Consider the following 17,498-nt stretch of genomic DNA (forward strand, 5'->3'; position numbering starts at 1 on the left):
AGTTTTGATACGCAGAGCAATTGTCCAGTCACTATGCGTCCCACCATTACTAGATGTCGCCGTACGGTAACTGCTTTTGTCCTTTTCGAACCCTGAAGCATTCTCGCTGCTCGGGTAAACTCGGCGCCGGAATCTGCACGGCAGAACACCGCCTAATCGCCGCGAGGCGAGCCGGGGACCCAGGTTTTCCGTTGGGGTGCATCCGCTTGATGACGAGCGGTAGGGATCGCTTCCGTCCCGAACCCGTCAGCTAACCCGGTCGGCGGTCCACCCGGAAGGACATGCATGACCGTCAGACACCGTCGGTGGCTGAATCTCGCCCTGGTGCCGCTGATAGTGGCCGCCACCCTGACCGCCGTCACCGCCCCGGCGCAGGCCGAGCCCGGCTCCGGATCTTCCTCCACGTCGACGTCCCCCGACGAGAAGGGCGGTGACGAGCTCTCCGACAACTCCACCCTCAACGACGTGCTGGAGAGCACCAACCGGAAGTACGTGCAGGCCAAGGCCGCGGTCGCCACGTCGACCACCCAGCAGAAGGCGCTGGCCGGTCAGATCAAGGACGCCGAGGCCAAGCGCGACGCCCTCACCCCCGAGGTCGCGGCGATCGCGACCCAGCAGTACGAGACCGGCCGCCTCAGCGCGTCCCGTTTCCTGCTCGGCGCCGACGACTCGGACGACTTCCTCGCCAAGGCGGTCTCGCTCGAGGAGATCAACGCGCTGCACGATCGCAAGCTGCACGACCTCGACCTGGCGATCGACGAGGTCAACGCCAAGAAGGCGGCGCTCGACGCCGAGGTCAAGGCGCAGCAGACCAACCTGCTGGCGATGCAGAAGCAGAAGGAGTCGGCCGACAAGGCGCTTCAGCTGGTCGGTGGCGATAGCCTGACCCAGGGCTTCGTGGTCGCCAAGTCGCCGGTCGCCGCGCCCGCGCCGCGAAACGCCCAGGGCGGCTTCTCCCCCGAGGCCTGCACGGTGAACGACCCGACCACCAACGGATGCATCACGCCGCGCATGCTCCATCTCTACCAAGAGGTGAAGAAGGCGGGCTTCAATAGATTCGTCGGCTGCCATCGCGACGGCGGGCCTTACGAGCACCCCAAGGGCCGGGCCTGCGACTGGTCGTTGCAGAAGAGCGGGTTCTCGGTCGCGCACAACGCCGACATGAAGAACTACGGCAACGACCTGATGGCGTTCCTCGTGCGTAACGCGGACCGCCTCGGCATCTACTACGTGATCTGGTACGCGCAGATCTGGTTTCCGGCGACCGGCAACTGGCATGCCTATCACGGTGTGAGTAATCACAAGGATCACGTGCACGTATCAGTGCTTTAAAAAAAGGGCCCCGCGTTTTCGCGGGGCCCTTCCTGCTTCAGTTGGCGCTGCTGGTCGCCCGGCGCACCGGCGCCCGGCCGTGCGGCTGGCTCGGCGCCGGACCGACCGGCGGGGCCGGCGGGATCGGCACCGAGACCGGCTTGACCTGGGTCACCTCGATCTCCTTGCCGTGGTGGACCAGCGTCAGCCGGGCCGCCCCGCCGCCGTTGCGCAGCGAGTAGGTGACCTCCTCGGCGGAGACGTCGACCCGCAGCCGCAGCCCGTGCCACAGCATCGAGAACTCGAGATTGGTGATGCGGCTGGGCAGCCGCGGCGCGAAGGACAGCTGGCCGTTGAAGTCACGCATGCCGCCGAGACCGGCGATCAGCGAGATCCAGGTGCCGGCCAGCGACGCGACGTGCACGCCGTCCCGGGCATTCTGGTGCAGGTCGTGCAGGTCCATCAGGGCGGCCTCGCCCAGATAGTCGTGTGCCAGCTCGAGGTGACCCACCTCGGCCGCCAGCACCGCCTGGACGCAGGCCGAGAGCGAGGAGTCCCGCACCGTACGCGCGTCGTAGTAGGCGAAGTTGCGTGCCTTCTCCTCCGGCGTGAACGCGTCGCCCCGGATATACATCGCCATGACCAGGTCGGCCTGCTTGACGACCTGCTTGCGGTACAGATCGAAGTACGGGTAGTTCAGCAGCAGCGGGTACGCCTCGGGGGGCGTGTTCTCGAAGTCCCACTCCTGCAGCCGCGTGAAGCCCTGCGACTGCTGGTGCACCCCGAGCTCCCGGTCGTACGGGATGTGCACGGCGGCCGCCGCGTCCCGCCACGAGGCCATCTCCTCGTCGTCGACCCCGAACTTGTGGGCCAGGTCGGGGTGACGCTTGGCCGCCTCGACCGCGGCGAACATGTTCTGCTGCGCCATCAGGTTGGTGTAGATGTTGTCGTCGACCACGGCCGTGTATTCGTCCGGGCCGGTGACGCCGTCGATGTGGAAGCGGCCGTGCCGGTCGTGGTGGCCGAGCGAGCGCCACAGCCGGGCCGTCTCGACCAGCAGTTCGAGGCCGGCCTCACGCTCGAAGTCGTAGTCGCCGGTGGCCTGGATGTAACGGCGCACCGCGTCGGCGATGTCGGCGCCGATGTGGAAGCCCGCGGTGCCGGCCGGCCAGTAGGCCGAGCACTCCTCGCCCCGGATGGTGCGCCACGGGAAGGCGGCACCCTGCAGGCCGAGCGTCTGGGCCCGCTCCCGGGCCAGGTCGAGTGTCGAGTGCCGCCACCGCAGCACGTCGGCGGCCGCCGACGGCTGGGTGTACGTCAGAGCCGGCAGCACGAACGTCTCGGCGTCCCAGAACGTGTGGCCGTCGTAGCCCGGGCCGGTGAGGCCCTTCGAGCCGACCGGCCGCTGCTCGGCCCGGGCGCCCGCCTGGAGCGTGTGGAAGAGGCCGAAGCGGACGGCCTGCTGCACCTCGGGGTCGCCCTCGACCTTGACGTCGGAGTGGTCCCAGAACGCGTCGAGATATTCGCGCTGGGCCTCGAGCAGACCCTCCCAGCCGTCGAGCCGGGCGCTGGCCAGCGCCGCGCCGACCTGGTCACGCACGGCGGGAAGCGAGCGGTTGCTCGACCAGCCGTACGCCGCGAGCTTGACCACCCGCAGCTTCTGTCCCGGCTCGAGCTTGCAGGCGACCGTGGTGCGCAGCCAGTCCGGATGGCCCTCGGTGGTGACCTGGTGCTTGCCCGTCGTCTCGATCAGGTGCTCGACCGCGGCGGCCATCCGCAGATCACTCGCCTTGGTGCGGTGCACCAGCAGGCCGCCGGCCTTCTGCTCGAGCATCTCCTCGGCCTGCAGCGGGTGGTCGAGCACCGCCGCGACCCGCGGGTCCTTGCTCATCGGCGGCAGCTGCTCGTTGGCCACCAGCTCCGACTGCAGGATCAGCCGGGCCGAGGCGTCGAGCGGCTCGACCTCGTAGAGGAACGCGACGACGGCGCGCTGGGTGAAGGACACCAGCCGGATGGTGCGGACCCGGATCGCCTGGCCGGACGGGGAGACCCACTCGGCGGTGCGCTCCAGGGTGCCGGCCCGCAGGTCGAGCACGCGCTCGTGGGAGCGCAGGTCGCCGTAGCGCACGTCGAACGGCTCGTCGTCGACCAGCAGCCGCATCAGCTTGGCGTTGGTGACGTTGACCATCGTCTGGCCGGACTCGGGGAAACCGTAGCCGGCCTCGGCATAGGGCAGCGGACGAAGCTCGTAGAACGAGTTCAGATAGGTGCCGGGCAGGCCGTGCGGCTCGCCCTCGTCCAGGTTTCCGCGTATCCCGATGTGACCGTTGGCCAGCGCGAAGACCGACTCGGACTGGGCCAGGAGGTCCAGGTCGAGTCGGGTCTCCCGGATGTGCCAGGGGTCGACGGGATATGCCCGTTCACGGATCACGGTGGTGCCTCTCGAAGGAAAGAAGACAGAAAAGACGTCAGGAGTACGCGCTCAGCGCGTGAGAAGTTCGGAGAGATCCTGCACGACGATGTCGGCACCGTTGTCGGCCAGCCCCTGGGCGTTACCCCCACGGTCTACCCCGACCACGAACCCGAAACCTCCGGCCTTGCCGGCGGCCACGCCGGCTTGGGCGTCCTCGAACACGACGCACTGCTCCGGTGGCGTGCCGAGCAGCTTCGCGCCGTAGAGGAAGGTGTCGGGAGCCGGCTTGCCCGGCAGATGCTGCTCGCGGGCGACGACGCCGTCGACCCGCGCCTCGAGGTAGCCGTCGATGCCGGCCGCCTCGAGCACGTCCTTGCAGTTGGCGCTGGCCGAGACCACGGCCCGGCGCAGCCCGGCGGCCTTGACCGCCTTCAGGTAGTCGACCGAGCCCGGGTAGACCTCGACCGCACCTTCCTTGATCTTCTGCAGGACGAGCAGGTTCTTACGGTTGCCGATGCCGTTGACGGTCTCCTGGTCGGTGCCGTCGTCGGGGGTGCCTTCGGGCAGGGTGATGCCTCGAGAGGACAGGAAGGTGCGGACGCCGTCGGCGCGCGGCCGGCCGTCGACATATTTGTGATAGTCGGCGCCGGAATCGAACGGCACGAAAGCTTGCTCGTGCTGCTCCGACCACGTCTTGAGGAACGTGTCGAACGTTTGTTTCCACGCGGCATTGTGCACCGCGGCGGTCTGGGTGAGCACGCCGTCAAGATCGAAAAGGCATGCCGTCACTGGGGCGGGAAGTCCGAGCACTGGCCCAATGTAGTCGCACGGCGCAGTCCGCGAGCCCGGAAGGGCGGGTTCACACTTGCTCGGTGCTTCACATGCCGTTCAAGATGCTGTTTCAGCGCACCGCGGGTCCGTCGGGCCGTCCGCTGAAGGGCAGGTCGAGCGCGATGCGCAGGCCGATCGTCGTGCCGATCGGGCCGGTCGCCATGGTGACTTCGTCGCAAAGCTGATAGGCCAGCCAGATGCCGCGGCCGCCGACCTCGAACGCCCCCGGCGCCTCCGGGCTGGACAGATAGGGCGACGGGATGCCGGGCCCCGAATCGGTGACCGTGCACCAGGCCGAGTCGCCGGCGACCCGGAGCGTGATGCGCCCCTGACCGCCGGCGTGCAGGACGACGTTGGTGACCACCTCGTTGACCGCGAGCACGAAGCCGTGCAGCCGGTCGCCGGTCAGCCCGACGGCGGTCAGCGAGCTCGTGACCTCGTGCCGGACCATTGTGATCTCTTCCCGGCCGAACCGCCGGTCGATCAAGTCACCATCGAGAGGGGCGCCGAGCGTGGGTGCGACGGACCCTCCCGGCTGCCTGCCGGGGACCGAGCGCACGCTCTGACTCAAGCTGTCCTCCACCGTGGTGCAGCCTACGCGGTGAACGGCCGCGTGGGCAGCAGGCGCCCGCGATCGCCCTCAGAAGAGATGCGACAGTGTGCGGAAGACCTCGGCGTAGAAGTTTCCGTCGATCTCCCGGTAGAGGCTGAACGGCTTGCCGGGGCTGCCGAAGAACGGGCGCAGGGTCCAGGCGAGCTGGGTGCCGACGAACCCGAACAGCAGGATCCAGATGTAGAGCAGGGTCATGCTCGGCGGCGTGGGTTCGCTCTGCCGGACCGGACGCGGGTGCGGGAACGGCTGCGGGTGCTGGTGCGGCGCCAGGGCGACCGCCACCGGGGCCGCTTGGGCGCCGTTGGCCGCCGGGTTCTCCGCGGCCGGCCCGGTAACGGCCGGGGCGGCAAAGGCCGGCCCGGTAACGGCCGGCGACACCGGAGCCTCGACCGGCCGGTCCGGAGTGGCCGACAGCAGCCCGTGCTGGTTGAGCACCTTCATGCCGCCGGTCAGGAAGCGCAGCCCGACCAGCGCCGACAACGCCAGGATCGCCACGTTGAGCAGCTTGAAGAACGCGTAGTTGGGCGCCGTGATCAGAAAGAAGAGACTGATCGGCGCGAACGCGAGGGCGAGCATTGCGGTGACCGTGAGCGCCACCATGACCAGCGCCAGCGATTGCCGGATCGACAGCCGGGCCCCGAAAACCAGGTTGAACAGGTAGAGCGTCGGCAGGCAGATGGCCAGCGTGACAAGGAAGAGCAGTGGCAGCTTGACCGCCGAGGTGAGCGCCATCAGCGCGCTGTGGAAGGAGCCGAGCACCGCACCGTAGACGGCGAGCGCGATACCCGAGCTGATCAGCATCTGGACGGTGAGCCGAGGCAGACCACGGTCCTCGACCACCTGCTGCCAGATTCCCTGTCGGTCGCGCAGGATGCGTTCGATCACCAGCAGACCGGACGAGTTAGCCACGGTGCCCTCCTCGAGTCACGCCACGTCGATACGGTATCGATCCGTCGTGTGGGCGGAACACTAGGCCATCGATGCAAGTCTGTGAAGAACCCGGTCGAATCAGTGCCTGATCAGCGCCAGCCGACGTCGATCCGATATCCGCGATCGTCGAAGAAGTGCAGCGAGTCCATGCGTACGGCGACCGAGAGCGAGTTGCCGGGCGAGATCGCCGGGTAGGGCGCCAACCGCACCCCGAGCTCGGCCGGGCGGCGGGCGTGCCGGCCGGAGTCGCTGAGCACGCTGGCCCGCTCCTGCTCGCCCTGCTCCAGAGTGGCCGCGCCGCCCCGGCCGGTCAGGCGCTGCAGCGCACCGCCGAACCGCCGCAGCGCACCGGTGCTCTCGATCGGGTCGCGGCTCGCCTTGCCGGCCAGTTCGTCGACCACGATCGCGGTCGCGCCGATGTCGAGGAAGGCGAGCGACTCGTGGCCGTGGTGCTCGAGGTAGCGGATGCGGCCGTGCAGCACGTCGCCCTGGAAATCGGGGGCGACCGGGGTGAGCGCCTCGGCCCGCATGCCGACCACGATCCGTTCGCCGTGGAAGTGCGCCACCGTTCGCGCCCGGAGGTCACTCCAGGGCAGGTAGAGCGCCTGCTCGCCGAAGTTGAGCGCGACGTAGCGGTCGAGATGCACGTAGACCTGGGCCTCGAGCAGGTTCATCCGGGGCGCGCCGAGGAAGGCGGCGACGTAGAGGGTGGCCGGACGGCCGTACACCTCGGTCGGCGTGCCCACGTCCTGCAGCACGCCCTTACGCATGATCGCCACGCGGTCGGCCATGGTCAGCGCCTCGGCCTGGTCGTGGGTCACGTACATGGTGGTGACGCCCAGCTCGGTGGTCAGGCTGGTGATCTCGGCCCGCAGTTCGGCCCGCAGGCCGCTGTCGAGGTTGGAGAGCGGCTCGTCCATCAGGAAGAGGCCGGGGCGGCGGACGATCGCCCGGCCCATCGCCACCCGCTGGCGCTGGCCGCCGGAGAGCTGGCTGGGCTTACGGGCGAGCACGTCGCCGATGCCGAGCGCGCTGGCGATGTCGCCGACCCGCTCGAGCCGAGGGCTGTGCTCGACGCCCGAGAGTTTCAGCGGAAAGCCGATGTTGTCGCCCACCGTCATATGTGGATAAAGGGCGAAGTCCTGAAAAACCATCGCGATACTGCGGTCGCGCGGGGGAACCTCCAAAACCGGTTCTCCGTTGAGAAGAATGTCCCCTTCGGACGGATCCTCCAGGCCGGCGATCATCCGCAGAATTGTCGATTTCCCGCATCCGGAGGGACCCAGGAGCACCATGAACTCGCCGTCATTCACATCGAGGCTGACGTTGTTGACGGCGACCGTGCCGTCCGGCCAGATCTTGGTGACGTCCTTGAGCGAGACGGTGGACACCGTCGACCTCCTGCAGGGGATTGCGTGTGTGAGCCCGGTCCCATTACGGACCGCGACCCGACGCCTACCTTGACGAGGAGTATCGATATGCCGCCATCGGGTGAACGTGCCATTTGCGCAGAGTGATCAAGCGCTCACAGTAGCTCAGGCCGTTAACCCGGACTTAAAGAAGATCTTGCGCACCACCCGCTCGGCCGCACCCCCGTCGTCGAGGTAGCAGAACTTCTTGCGAAATGCCGCTCGCGCGCTGGTGGCTTGCGGTCCGGCGTACGTGCCCAGATCGAAAATTTCCCGCAACGACCGGAAATCGACGGCCACCGAACCCGGCGGTTCGGCGAGGAGATCGAAGTACGTGCCTCTCAGTTCCTGATAGACCTGCCAATCCGGAACGAAAACCACAATCGGCTTATCGAGTACCGCAAAATCGAACATCGCCGATGAATAGTCGGTCACCATGACGTCGGCCGCAAGGTACAGATCCTCGATCACCGGATAGGCCGAGACATCGACGATGCCGGCGCTGCTCGGCGGAACGGAGTCGGCTGCCTTGGACCCGGCCGCCGCGGTGCCGGCCGCCGCAGAGCCGGCCGCCACAGAGCCGGCCGCCACAGAGCCGGCCGAAGGTGGCGGAACGTTGAAATAGTGTGCCCGCACCAGCAGCACCGTGTCCGGCCCGAGCATCTCGGCCAGTTGCTCGACGTCGAGGACCGGCTGCCCGGCCGGAAGCCACTCGCGGTGGGTCGGGGCGTAGAGGACCACCCGCCGGCCGGGCCCTAGACCAAGCCTCTCGCGTACGCCCCGGACCTCGGCGGCCGTGGCCGTCGCCAACCGATCGTTGCGGGGATAACCGACCTCGAGCGTCTCGTAGCGGCACGGATAGGCCCGCTCCCAGGCAATCGTGGTGTGTGCATTAGCGGACACGCTGTAGTCCCAGCGGTCGGCCCGCCGCATCTGGGCCGCGAAGTCGGTGTCGCGGATGCTCGCCGGATGGTCGAGCTGGTCCATCCCCATCATCTTCAGCGGCGTGCCGTGATGGGTCATCACGTGGGTGGTGCCGCGCCGCTTGATCAGATGGTTGGGCCAGTTGACATTGTTGATCAGGTAGCGGGCCCGGGCGATCGCCCGGTAATAGGCGAAGCTGCCGGAGACCACGTATCCGGTGCCCGGTGGCACGCTCGCGGCGCGGCCCCGGCCGACCACCCAGAGCGCCCGCACCTGCGGTGCGAGCTCGGCCGCCTTCGCCGCGACGGCGGCCGGATTGCAGGTCACCCCGCGGTACCAGTACGCCGCGTAGAGCGCGAGTGACTGGTCGATCGGCAGCAACCGGCGCATCGCATGGTAGGCAAGCTGGTAGACGCCCTGGCGGGCCTGCATGATCGGCCGCTTCGCCCGGCGCTTCCATCGGCGCAGGCCACGCCGGGCCTGGCGGGCGCGGCGCAACGTCACGTCGGTCACCCGGAACGCCGGGTAGGAACCGCGGCCGACCAGGTCGAAACGCAGCCGCTCGAGCCGGGAGGACGGCTCCGGGAAGCCCGTCGGCGGCCGGAAACGCTGATAGTTTTCGGCCATCCGGGCGAAGAATCGGCGGCGGGAGGCGGCCGGCACCCGGGTCTCGTGGCGCAGCACCTGCAGGTAGTGCCAGATCATCCGGCGGAACAGCCGGCCCTTCAGGTCGTTACCCGGGTCGCCGGCCAGTTCGAGCGCCCGCTCCCAGTGGTCGAAGACCTCGAAATGCCGGTCGCCCACCGTACGCGTGATCGCCCCGGTGCGCCGCTGCCGATAGTGCACGCACGTGCGGGGCAGGGTCGTGATCCGGTCGGCGGCGACCAGCAGCGGATAGGTGAACGAGACGTCCTCGTACCAGCCGGTCTCGAACTCCAGCCCGAGCCGCGTCAGCAGGTCACGGCGCACCACCTTGTTCCACGCCACGTGCAGCACGTCGAGCACGGCCGGCCACTGCTCGGCGGTGAACGTCTCCGGCGCCTTGGACAGCAGCTTCTTGGCCGTGCCGGCGTCGACCTTGCCGTTCCAGTGCACCCGGTCCCAACCCGCGATCAGCAGGTCGGCGCCGGTCTCCTGCAGGCGCCGGACGACCGCGGCGAGCGCACCCATGGCAAGCCAGTCGTCGCTGTCGAGGAACCAGACGTACTCGCCTTTAGCGTGCTCGAGGCCCAGGTTGCGGGCCCGGCCGAGCCCGAGGTTCTCCGGCGCTGTGATCACGCGGACGCGGGGGTCGCGGGCCGCGTATTCGGCCAGGATCTCGCCGCTGCGGTCGGGCGAGCAGTCGTCGACGGCAACGATCTCGAAGTCCGGATAGGACTGTTCGAGCAGCGAGTCGAGGCATTGGCGCAGGTAACCCTGAACCTTGTAGACCGGCAGAACGATGCTGAGCAGTTTCACGCCCGGACTCCCGCCGCTTCGCCGACGGCGCGGCGGTTCGCGTCCAGGCCCCGATCTCGGCGCATCTTGTCGAGGAAGGAGACGGCCACCGCGGCGCAGAGCAGCGCTTCACCGAGCGTGGCCCAACTGGTCAGGCCGGCCACCGCGAGCACCACCACGCGCCCGTCCCAGCCCAGCCCAGCCGAGCCACCGGTTCCCGCCGGGGCGCCCTTCTCCATCCGCGCGGTCAAGTCATAGTGCCGGAGCGCAAGCAGGAACAGGAGCAGGAACACCACCGGCGGCGGCGTTTTTCCGATCACGCCGACCGCAACGACCAGCAGGTATTCGCCGGCCCTCAACGCCGCCGGCACCAGCCAGTCGAGTGGGCCGCCGTGCCGCGCCCGAGCGGCCGCACCGGCGGCGAGCATCAACAGGGCCGCAACCGCGAGCAGCGGCCGCGCCGGCCCCCCGGCGAAGGCCACGACGACCAGACCCAGTGCGCCGACCACACCGAGCGCCGCACCCGCCAGCGGGGCCGGCAGTCCGGCCCGCGACAGCACCCGGCGCGTCAGCAGGCCGTCGTCGCGGTGCCGCATCGTGTCGACGGTGTCGAGAACACCGACCTTCATCGAGAGCGAGCGCAGAGAGCGCAACGCCAGGGTGTACGCGAAGGCCAGCGCACCCCAACCCACGACCGCGGTCAGCGCGACCCGCCCGTCGGTGAAGATCGCCAGCAGCGCGATCAGGGCCCAGCGCTCGCCGATCGGGAAGACCACGATTCGCTTCAGCCAGTACGCCGCCGAGCCGGTGTCGCCCTGCACCCGGTTGGAGGCGGCGCTCAGTTTCGCGCCCACCCCACCCATGGCCTGCGGGCGGGGCCGGGACGCCGCCTCGTCGTGCAGGGCGCCGTACCACGTATCGGTCATGTGCCGGACGGTCTGCATGAGGATCGCGGTGATCGCGAGCGGCCACGCGTAGTGCAGCCCGATGCGGTCGGCGCCGGCCGCGAGACCGGCATAGGCCGCGTACTCCTTCGCGCGGTCGGCCATCGTGTCGAGCCAGCCGCCGAACGTGCTGAACGTGCGGGTGTAGCGGGCCAGCTGACCGTCCACACAGTCCAGCACGAAGCCCAGGTAGAGCAGGATGCCGCCGAGGATCATCGCCGGGCGCGAGGCCTGCCAGAAACAGAGCGCGGCGGCGACCGCGAACAGCACCGACCACCCGGTCACCGCGGTCGGGGTCAGACCCAACCGGGCGGCGATCTTGGTCACCCGGGGCGACCAGGAGCTCACCGCGTACGTCGTGAAGAAGTCGTCCTTCTCCTTCACCGCGAGCCGCAGGCGCGCCCGGTCCTCGTCGATCCCCGCGACCGCGGCCTGCGCCTTTCTCAACGATTCGGTGGTGCGCACCTGCTCGGCGTGCAGCAGACGGACCGGAGTGGCGATCGGCACCAGGCCGTTGGCCAGCAGAGCCGGCAGCAGATCGTCGGCCGACCGCATCTGCCCGGCCGACCTGGCCAGCACCGGCAGATCGGCCGGGGCGATCATGATGGCTCCGGCGAACCGGGCCGTGCCCGTCCCGTCGGCCGCCGGCACCACCCGGCCCCGGTCGTCGCGCAGGTCACCGGACGGGTCGGGGACGACCAGCGCCGTCGTGCGCCCGGCCGGCTCGGTAGCGAGTGTCCACAACAGACTCGGGTGGGCGACCAGGTTGTCGGCGCACAACAGCACCGGTTCGTCTCGTGCCAGCGTCGCCATCTCGCTCCCCACGGTCACCCGGTCGACCTCGGACGCGCCGGCCGCGCGCAGAGCGGCGGTCAGATCGTCGGCCAGCCGGACGGCGTCGGCGGGATCGAGGGAGTTGCCTGGACCGGCGTAAAGGACGGCCAGCGTCACCCCAGCATCACCGCTTGCCTCCTCGGCCCGCCCGACATGTCTGATGAAAATCGGCGCGGGAAATCTAAGGGTTGGGAGCTGAAAGAGAGCTTAACAGCGGGTGCTCAGGGGGTACGGGTCACCCGTACGGGGATCCGGTCGCCGATCTCCACCTCCAGATCGAGGGAAGGGCGGCCGGACGCCCATACCGTCGAATCAGGTCGCGGCGCCCGCCGCGGCCGAGCCTGAAGGAGTGGTGACCGTGACCCGCCTCGCCCGACCCCGCAACGACCGCTGGATCGCCGGGGTCTGCTCCGGCCTGGCCCGCCGCTTCGGAGTGTCCTCCGGCGTGATGCGCCTCATCTTCGTTGTCTCGTGCCTGCTCCCCGGGCCCCAGTTCATCATCTATCTGATCCTCTGGGCGTTGATGCCCAACGAGTAGAGTCGGTGCCGGGCCGCGACTGGCGAGGGTGGAGCACCACCGGGGAGCGGCCCGGCCGATTTGTCGGGTGCCGACCGCCTGGGTGCCTCCGTAACTTGGAGGCACAGTGCTGGAAAACGTCGGGGTGCTCCGCTACGGCATCAACCCTCACCAGACCCCCGCGACCTGGGCACCCGTCGAGCCGGGAGCGGCGCCCCTGCGGGTGGTCAGCGGGCTTCCCTCGTACGTCAATCTGCTCGACGCCCTCGGGAGCTGGCAGCTGGTCCGCGAGGCCGCCCTGGCCCTCGGTCTTCCTTCGGCGGCGTCCTTCAAGCACGTCTCCCCGGCCGGCGCGGCCGTGGCCGGCCGGATCGACCCGGCGATGGCCGCCGCCTACCGCCTCGACCCCGGCCACGTCGGCTCCCTGACCAGCGCCTATGTGCGCGCCCGGGACGCCGATCCGAAGAGCTCCTACGGCGATTTCGTGGCCGTCTCGCACCCGGTCGACCTCGAACTGGCCGCCTTCCTGCGCGAAGTCGTGTCGGACGGCATCATCGCCCCCGGCTTCGAACCGGGCGTCGTGGCCGCGCTCGCCGCCAAGAAGAACGGCCGTTTCCTGATCCTCGAGGCCGACCCCTCGTTCACACCGCCGCCCATCGAGGTCCGCGAGGTGTACGGCCTCCGCATCACGCAGCCGGTCGACCTCCCCCTTCCACCGCTGTCCGGGGACCTGCTCCTCGGCGCGGTGATCGCCCGCTACACCCAGTCCAACTCGGTGGTCTACGTAACCGACGGGATGGCCCTCGGCGTAGCGGCCGGACAACAGTCCCGCATCGACTGCACGGCGCTGGCCGGATCAAAGGTAGACACCTGGTGGCTGCGGCGACATCCGTCAGTGCCTGCTTCGCCGGCCACCCGCATCCACGATCGGGTAAACGCGCAGCTCACCGCCGCCCAGGCGGTCCCCGATCCGTCCGCCTGGCTGGCCCGGCTCAACGGCATAGCCTTCGTCTCGGACGGCGCACTACCGTTCACCGACAACATCGCCGAAGCTCACCGCCACGGCGTCTCCGCCATCGCCGAGCCCGGCGGGTCGGCCCGCTCCCCCGAAATCGCCGCCGAATGCCGCCGCCGGGGCATCTCGTTGATCCAGACCGGGCAGCGACTCTTCCGGCATTGACAACGCTCCGTTTGGCCGTCCATGCCGCGGTAATCGCCGTCGGCTGAGGGCGTCACCTCACCGGCCACCGAAGCATTGCCGCTCAAGGTGCGGCGTTGGTTGCGCTCAGTTGTTGGAGCGGGGCAGGCGGCCGCCTTCGGGTTGCGCGGAGTTACTCGCCGCGAAGGCGTCGCCGACATCGACAGCCGAGCCCGGCGTCAGATCGCCGCCGTCTTCCCTTCACCTAGCCGGCTGAGGTCCGCCCGAACTCTCGGCAGCAGTCTCGGCCCTGGTCACGGCCGGCCCCGTTCCAACGGCGTCAGTCCCGATTCAGCCTCGCCCGCTCCACGGCCTCAGGGAAAACCGGCGTCAGCGCGCCTCCCCCCACCCTCAAGCCCAGCCGAAATCCGCTTCAAAGTCTCCAGGGGATTCGGCGACGGCCGGGGGGCTCACGGGTCTGAGCCGCGGTTCTCGCACTGCGGGACGGCTTCGTCGGGCGGCCGTGGCCTCGGTCTCGGTCTCTGCCGCGACCCGGCCTCGCCGGTCCGCGTGCGTCCCGGTCCGACCGCGGCTCGTTCCCCGGACCGCGGCTCGTTCCCCGGACCCCGGTGGACCGGGCTCCACCCCCGCCACCTCGAGCACGTCCAGGGAAGACCGAGGAGCCGCGCCGCTGGCTCAAACCATGCCGCGACCTCGGCGCCTGTGTCGGAGCCGGCAGGCAACCTCGGCGCCGACCACCGGTCTGTGTCCGGCGTGGCGTCTCGACGCCGGCGCTCCGCGGATGCAGCCACGGGATCGGTCGCAACCCGTCGTCGGTGGACTCAGGGACCGGGCTCTGGTCGGTGACCGGTCCGGGCCGGTGGGCGCCGACACTGTGCTTGGTTTACGGGCCTTCGGAAGGGGTGGTGCCTGGCTGCGGGGATTCCGGTGTGGTGGGGAAGGGCGCCAGGTCGGGCGTGATCCAGGAAGCGCGGGCCTCGGCGGAGGCCAGGCGGGAGCTGGAGTAGTGGGCGGTCAGCAGGCGCTTGTCGAGGAGCCGGGGGAAGCGCTGCAGGAAGGCGCCGAAGTCGTCGGGGCCCTCCGGCACGTGGTGGGCGACCAGGTGGGTCCAGGCCTGGGTCATGGTGGCGTGATATTTCTGCGGGGCGCCGGCGTAGCGCGCTGTGCGGCGGATGCCGGCCGCGAGCAGGTCGGGTGCGGCCGAGGGGCCGTGGCGGCGGACCGCAAGCCAGGCCAGGTGCAGGTGTTCGCGGTGTCCGAAGCGGTCGGCGCAAGTCATCACCTCGGCCATGAGCGACTCGAAGGCGTCCATGACCGGCAACGTACGACGCCGCAGCTCACAGTGCGACCGAATTGACCTGAGCCCGCGTCGGCCGGAAGCCGCCTGAGTAATTTGCGCAAGGCACTCACGGCGAGAGCCCGCGGGTCACGTTCCCGAGAGCCGCGTTCATCCGAGGCCGCGTTCGCTCGAACGACTGTCGTCGCTTTGCCTGAAAGGTCACCTTCGTCCGGAGCCGGCGGCCAGGATCAAGAGCCCGTGTCCGGCCAAGGCCACCTCGCCCGCGGACCCCCCGCCCACAACCGGCCGCCCACAACCGGCGCCCGAGTCACGAGGCCGCGCTCGGCCAAGGCCACTTCGCCCGCGCACCACACCACCCGGAAAGGGCCGCCTGGATCAAGAGACCGCGTCCGACCAAAGCCGTCCTCGCCCGCGCACCACGCCCGCCCTGCACCGGCCGCCAGCATCGAGGGCCCGCGCGCTCGGCCAAGACCGCGCTGGCCAGGAGGCTGGACGGAACGGCACGGTGTGCGACGGGCCGGGCGGTGAGGTGGGCCGGAGCCCAAGGTGAGCGAGCTCCGGTGGGCGGGTGAGGGCTATGGGTTGGTGAAGGTTACCGAGACCGAGGTGAAGCCGAGGCGGGTGAAGAGGCTTTCCAGCATCTTCTCGGTGTTGGCCTGGGCCCGCTGGTCGAGGCCGCTGCCCTTGGCCGCGTCGGTGATCCGCTGCTGGGCCAGCTGGTAGACCTTCTGCTGCTGGTTGGGATTGTTTTTGAAGGCGTCGCCGATGCGGTTGAGCAGGCCCCGCTGTTCGGCCACGACGTAACTCTTGTTCATGTCGAGGGCGGCCGTGGACTGCTGCGGCGGGGGCAGCGTGATCGTCACCGACTTCTTGGTGTCGTCGACCTTGAGGGCGTTGGTGCTCAGCGCGCCGAAGTCGACGTACTCCTCGACGGTGCCCGACCCGACGAACAGGGTGCGGTCGTTGATCAGGAAGTCGGGGATGTTGTTTTTGTCCTGCTGGAGGTCGACGATCACCTGGAACGTGCCGTCGGCGGCGACGTAACGGCTCAGGTCGCGCATGGACTGCAGGAGGACCGGCTGGCTGCGGTCGGTGGTCTTGCCGGCGAACGGGTTGCTGAAGCTGGGCAGGACGTGCACCGCGCGGAGCCCCAGGCAGGCGGCGACGATCAGCGCGAAGACGAACGCCGTGAAGATCAGCAGCCGGGCGAAGCCGCTGGGGCGGCTCGGCGAGTCGGCGGTCGGGTCGTCAGCGGTCGGGGTGGCGGGGGGAGGAACGGCGGGACCGGCGGCCTCGTCGGGGACCGGGTACTCCCTGGTCGGTTCCTCGACATCCGGTGAGTTTGCCATGACTCAAAGGTAGAAGACGCGTACGACAATTTCGACTTGTCAGCCGGCGAAGGCGTTCAAACCAGTCAATTTCTGGCCGATGACCAGCTGGTGGATCTCCGAGGTGCCCTCGTAGGTGAGGACGCTTTCGAGGTTGTTGGCGTGCCGCATGACCGGGTATTCGCCGCTGATGCCGTTGCCGCCGAGGATCGTGCGGCACGTGCGTGCCACCAGAAGAGCCTCGCGCACGTTGTTGAGCTTGCCCACGCTCACCTGCTCGGGCCTCAGCTTGCCGGCGCTGTCGCGCAACCGGCCGAGGTGGAGCGCCAGCAGCATGCCCTTTTGCAGCTCGACGGCCATGTCGGCGAGCTTGGCCTGGGTCAGCTGGAAGCCGCCGATCGGACGGCCGAACTGCTCGCGGGTCGTCGCGTAGGAGAGGGCCGTGTCGAGGCAGTCGCGCGCCGCACCCATCGCTCCCCAGATGATGCCGAACCGCGCCTCGGTGAGGCAGGACAGCGGCGCCTTGAGCCCGGCCGCATCAGGCAGCCGGGCGCCGTCCGGCAGGCGTACGTCGTCGAGCGTGATCTCGCCGGTGCTGGACGCCCGCAACGACATCTTGTGCTTGATCTCGCGGGCCTGGAAGCCGGGAGTGTCGGTCGGCACTGCGAAGCCGAGGACGGAGTCGGAGGTCCGCGCCCAGATCACCGCGACGTCGGCGACCGGGGCATTGGTGATCCACATCTTGCCGCCGTTGAGCACCCAGTCGGTGCCGTCGCGGCGGGCCCGGGTGGACATGTTGGCCGGGTCGGAGCCGTGGTCGGGCTCGGTCAGGCCGAAGCAGCCGATCAGCTCGCCGGCTGCCATGCCGGGCAGCCAGCGCTGCTTCTGCTCCTCGGAGCCGTACTTCCAGATCGCGTACATCGCGAGGGAACCCTGCACGCTGACCAGCGAGCGGACGCCGGAGTCGGCCGCCTCGAGCTCGTGGCAGGCCAGGCCGTAGGCGACCGCCGAGGCGCCGGCACAGCCGTAACCGGTCAGGTGCATGCCGAGCAGGCCGAGCTTGCCGAACTCGACGGCCAGCTCACGGACGGGGACGCGACCCTCCTCGTACCACTGGGCGACGAACGGGCGGACCCGGTCGTCGGCCACCCGGCGGGTGAGCGCGCGGATCTCGCGTTCCTCGTCGGAGAGCAGGTCGTCGAAGTCGATCAGGTCGAGCGGGGGAATCATTGGACCACCAGCACCCGGGCGTGGATTTGGTTGCGTTGCTGGAGCGCGGCCCGCAGCGCGCGGTGCAGGCCGTCCTCGAGGTAGAGCGCGCCCTTGTATTCCACGACGTGCGGGAAGAGGTCGCCGTAGAAGGTCGAGTCCTCGGCCAGCAGCTTGTCGAGCGCCAGCTCACGCTTCGTGGTGATCAGATCGGCCAGCCGGATCGGCCGGGGCGGGATCTCGGCCCACGCCTTCAGCGTGGTGTGGTGATCGGGGTACGGGGCTCCGTCTCGGACCGCTTTAAAGATCACGGCGGCTGCCCCCTCCCACATCGACCCG

The 17,498-nt window shown here is 69.3% G+C and carries 14 protein-coding genes and 2 riboswitches; of the genes, 3 read left to right on the forward strand and 11 right to left on the reverse strand.

From position 1 onward, the window contains the following. Positions 1–139 precede the first annotated feature (139 nt). Positions 140–280, forward strand: a riboswitch (cyclic di-AMP (ydaO/yuaA leader). Between the two features lie 5 nt (positions 281–285). Then, positions 286–1,332: a coiled-coil domain-containing protein gene (locus tag ACIA5C_RS38710; RefSeq protein WP_396064225.1), complete on the forward strand. Its 1,047-nt coding sequence runs from the start codon at positions 286–288 to the stop codon at positions 1,330–1,332. Positions 1,333–1,369: 37 nt separating this feature from the next. Here ACIA5C_RS38710 and ACIA5C_RS38715 read toward each other — a convergent pair whose 3' ends face one another. The 7 genes from ACIA5C_RS38715 to ACIA5C_RS38745 all read right to left on the reverse strand — a co-directional run bounded on the left by ACIA5C_RS38715 (position 1,370) and on the right by ACIA5C_RS38745 (position 11,763). Then, positions 1,370–3,742: a glycoside hydrolase family 65 protein gene (locus ACIA5C_RS38715; RefSeq protein ID WP_396064227.1), complete on the reverse strand. Its 2,373-nt coding sequence runs from the start codon at positions 3,740–3,742 to the stop codon at positions 1,370–1,372. 51 nt (positions 3,743–3,793) lie between these two features. Next, entirely contained in the window at positions 3,794–4,534 is a 741-nt protein-coding gene (locus ACIA5C_RS38720) for an HAD family hydrolase (RefSeq protein ID WP_396064229.1), read from the reverse strand. A gap of 91 nt (positions 4,535–4,625) precedes the next feature. Then, positions 4,626–5,042, reverse strand: coding sequence for an ATP-binding protein (locus ACIA5C_RS38725; protein ID WP_396064232.1), 417 nt, complete (start codon positions 5,040–5,042; stop codon positions 4,626–4,628). Positions 5,043–5,195: 153 nt separating this feature from the next. Further along, positions 5,196–6,077, reverse strand: a complete 882-nt coding sequence (locus ACIA5C_RS38730; protein ID WP_396064234.1) for a hypothetical protein — start codon at positions 6,075–6,077, stop codon at positions 5,196–5,198. Positions 6,078–6,187: 110 nt separating this feature from the next. Beyond that, positions 6,188–7,489, reverse strand: coding sequence for an ABC transporter ATP-binding protein (locus tag ACIA5C_RS38735; protein WP_396064236.1), 1,302 nt, complete (start codon positions 7,487–7,489; stop codon positions 6,188–6,190). Between the two features lie 144 nt (positions 7,490–7,633). After that, positions 7,634–9,889 carry a CDP-glycerol glycerophosphotransferase family protein gene (locus tag ACIA5C_RS38740; RefSeq protein WP_396064238.1) on the reverse strand — a complete coding sequence of 752 codons (2,256 nt, stop codon included), beginning with the start codon at positions 9,887–9,889 and terminating at the stop codon, positions 7,634–7,636. Continuing rightward, a complete protein-coding gene (locus tag ACIA5C_RS38745) occupies positions 9,886–11,763 on the reverse strand; it encodes a DUF5941 domain-containing protein (RefSeq protein ID WP_396064240.1) in 1,878 nt (625 codons plus the stop codon). The genes ACIA5C_RS38740 and ACIA5C_RS38745 overlap by 4 nt, the downstream gene beginning before the upstream one ends. A 241-nt stretch (positions 11,764–12,004) precedes the next feature. On the opposite strand from ACIA5C_RS38745, the gene ACIA5C_RS38750 reads away from it, so the two are divergent. Together ACIA5C_RS38750 and ACIA5C_RS38755 are read left to right on the forward strand one after the other, a co-directional pair. Continuing rightward, the gene (locus tag ACIA5C_RS38750) at positions 12,005–12,184 is read left to right on the forward strand and encodes a PspC domain-containing protein (RefSeq protein WP_396064242.1); all 180 of its coding nucleotides are present in this window, start codon (positions 12,005–12,007) and stop codon (positions 12,182–12,184) included. Positions 12,185–12,189: 5 nt separating this feature from the next. Continuing rightward, a riboswitch (ZMP/ZTP riboswitch) is annotated at positions 12,190–12,275 on the forward strand. Between the two features lie 15 nt (positions 12,276–12,290). Continuing rightward, on the forward strand, positions 12,291–13,343 hold the full coding sequence (locus tag ACIA5C_RS38755; protein ID WP_396064244.1) for a phosphoribosylaminoimidazolecarboxamide formyltransferase: 1,053 nt from the start codon (positions 12,291–12,293) through the stop codon (positions 13,341–13,343). An 862-nt stretch (positions 13,344–14,205) separates the two neighbouring features. Here ACIA5C_RS38755 and ACIA5C_RS38760 read toward each other — a convergent pair. The 4 genes from ACIA5C_RS38760 to ACIA5C_RS38775 form a co-directional block, all read right to left on the reverse strand. After that, complete coding sequence (locus ACIA5C_RS38760) at positions 14,206–14,634, reverse strand: hypothetical protein (RefSeq protein ID WP_396064246.1); 429 nt, start codon at positions 14,632–14,634, stop codon at positions 14,206–14,208. Between the two features lie 563 nt (positions 14,635–15,197). After that, a complete protein-coding gene (locus ACIA5C_RS38765; protein ID WP_396064248.1) occupies positions 15,198–15,971 on the reverse strand; it encodes a DUF4230 domain-containing protein in 774 nt (257 codons plus the stop codon). Between the two features lie 39 nt (positions 15,972–16,010). Then, positions 16,011–17,177 carry an acyl-CoA dehydrogenase family protein gene (locus ACIA5C_RS38770; RefSeq protein ID WP_396064640.1) on the reverse strand — a complete coding sequence of 389 codons (1,167 nt, stop codon included), beginning with the start codon at positions 17,175–17,177 and terminating at the stop codon, positions 16,011–16,013. Next, positions 17,177–17,470, reverse strand: a complete 294-nt coding sequence (locus tag ACIA5C_RS38775) for a type II toxin-antitoxin system VapB family antitoxin (RefSeq protein WP_396064250.1) — start codon at positions 17,468–17,470, stop codon at positions 17,177–17,179. Before ACIA5C_RS38775 ends, ACIA5C_RS38770 begins: the two co-directional genes overlap by 1 nt. Between the last annotated feature and the right edge of the window lie 28 nt (positions 17,471–17,498).

Source organism: Actinoplanes sp. NPDC051343, from assembly GCF_044455125.1.
Lineage (GTDB): Bacteria > Actinomycetota > Actinomycetes > Mycobacteriales > Micromonosporaceae > Actinoplanes.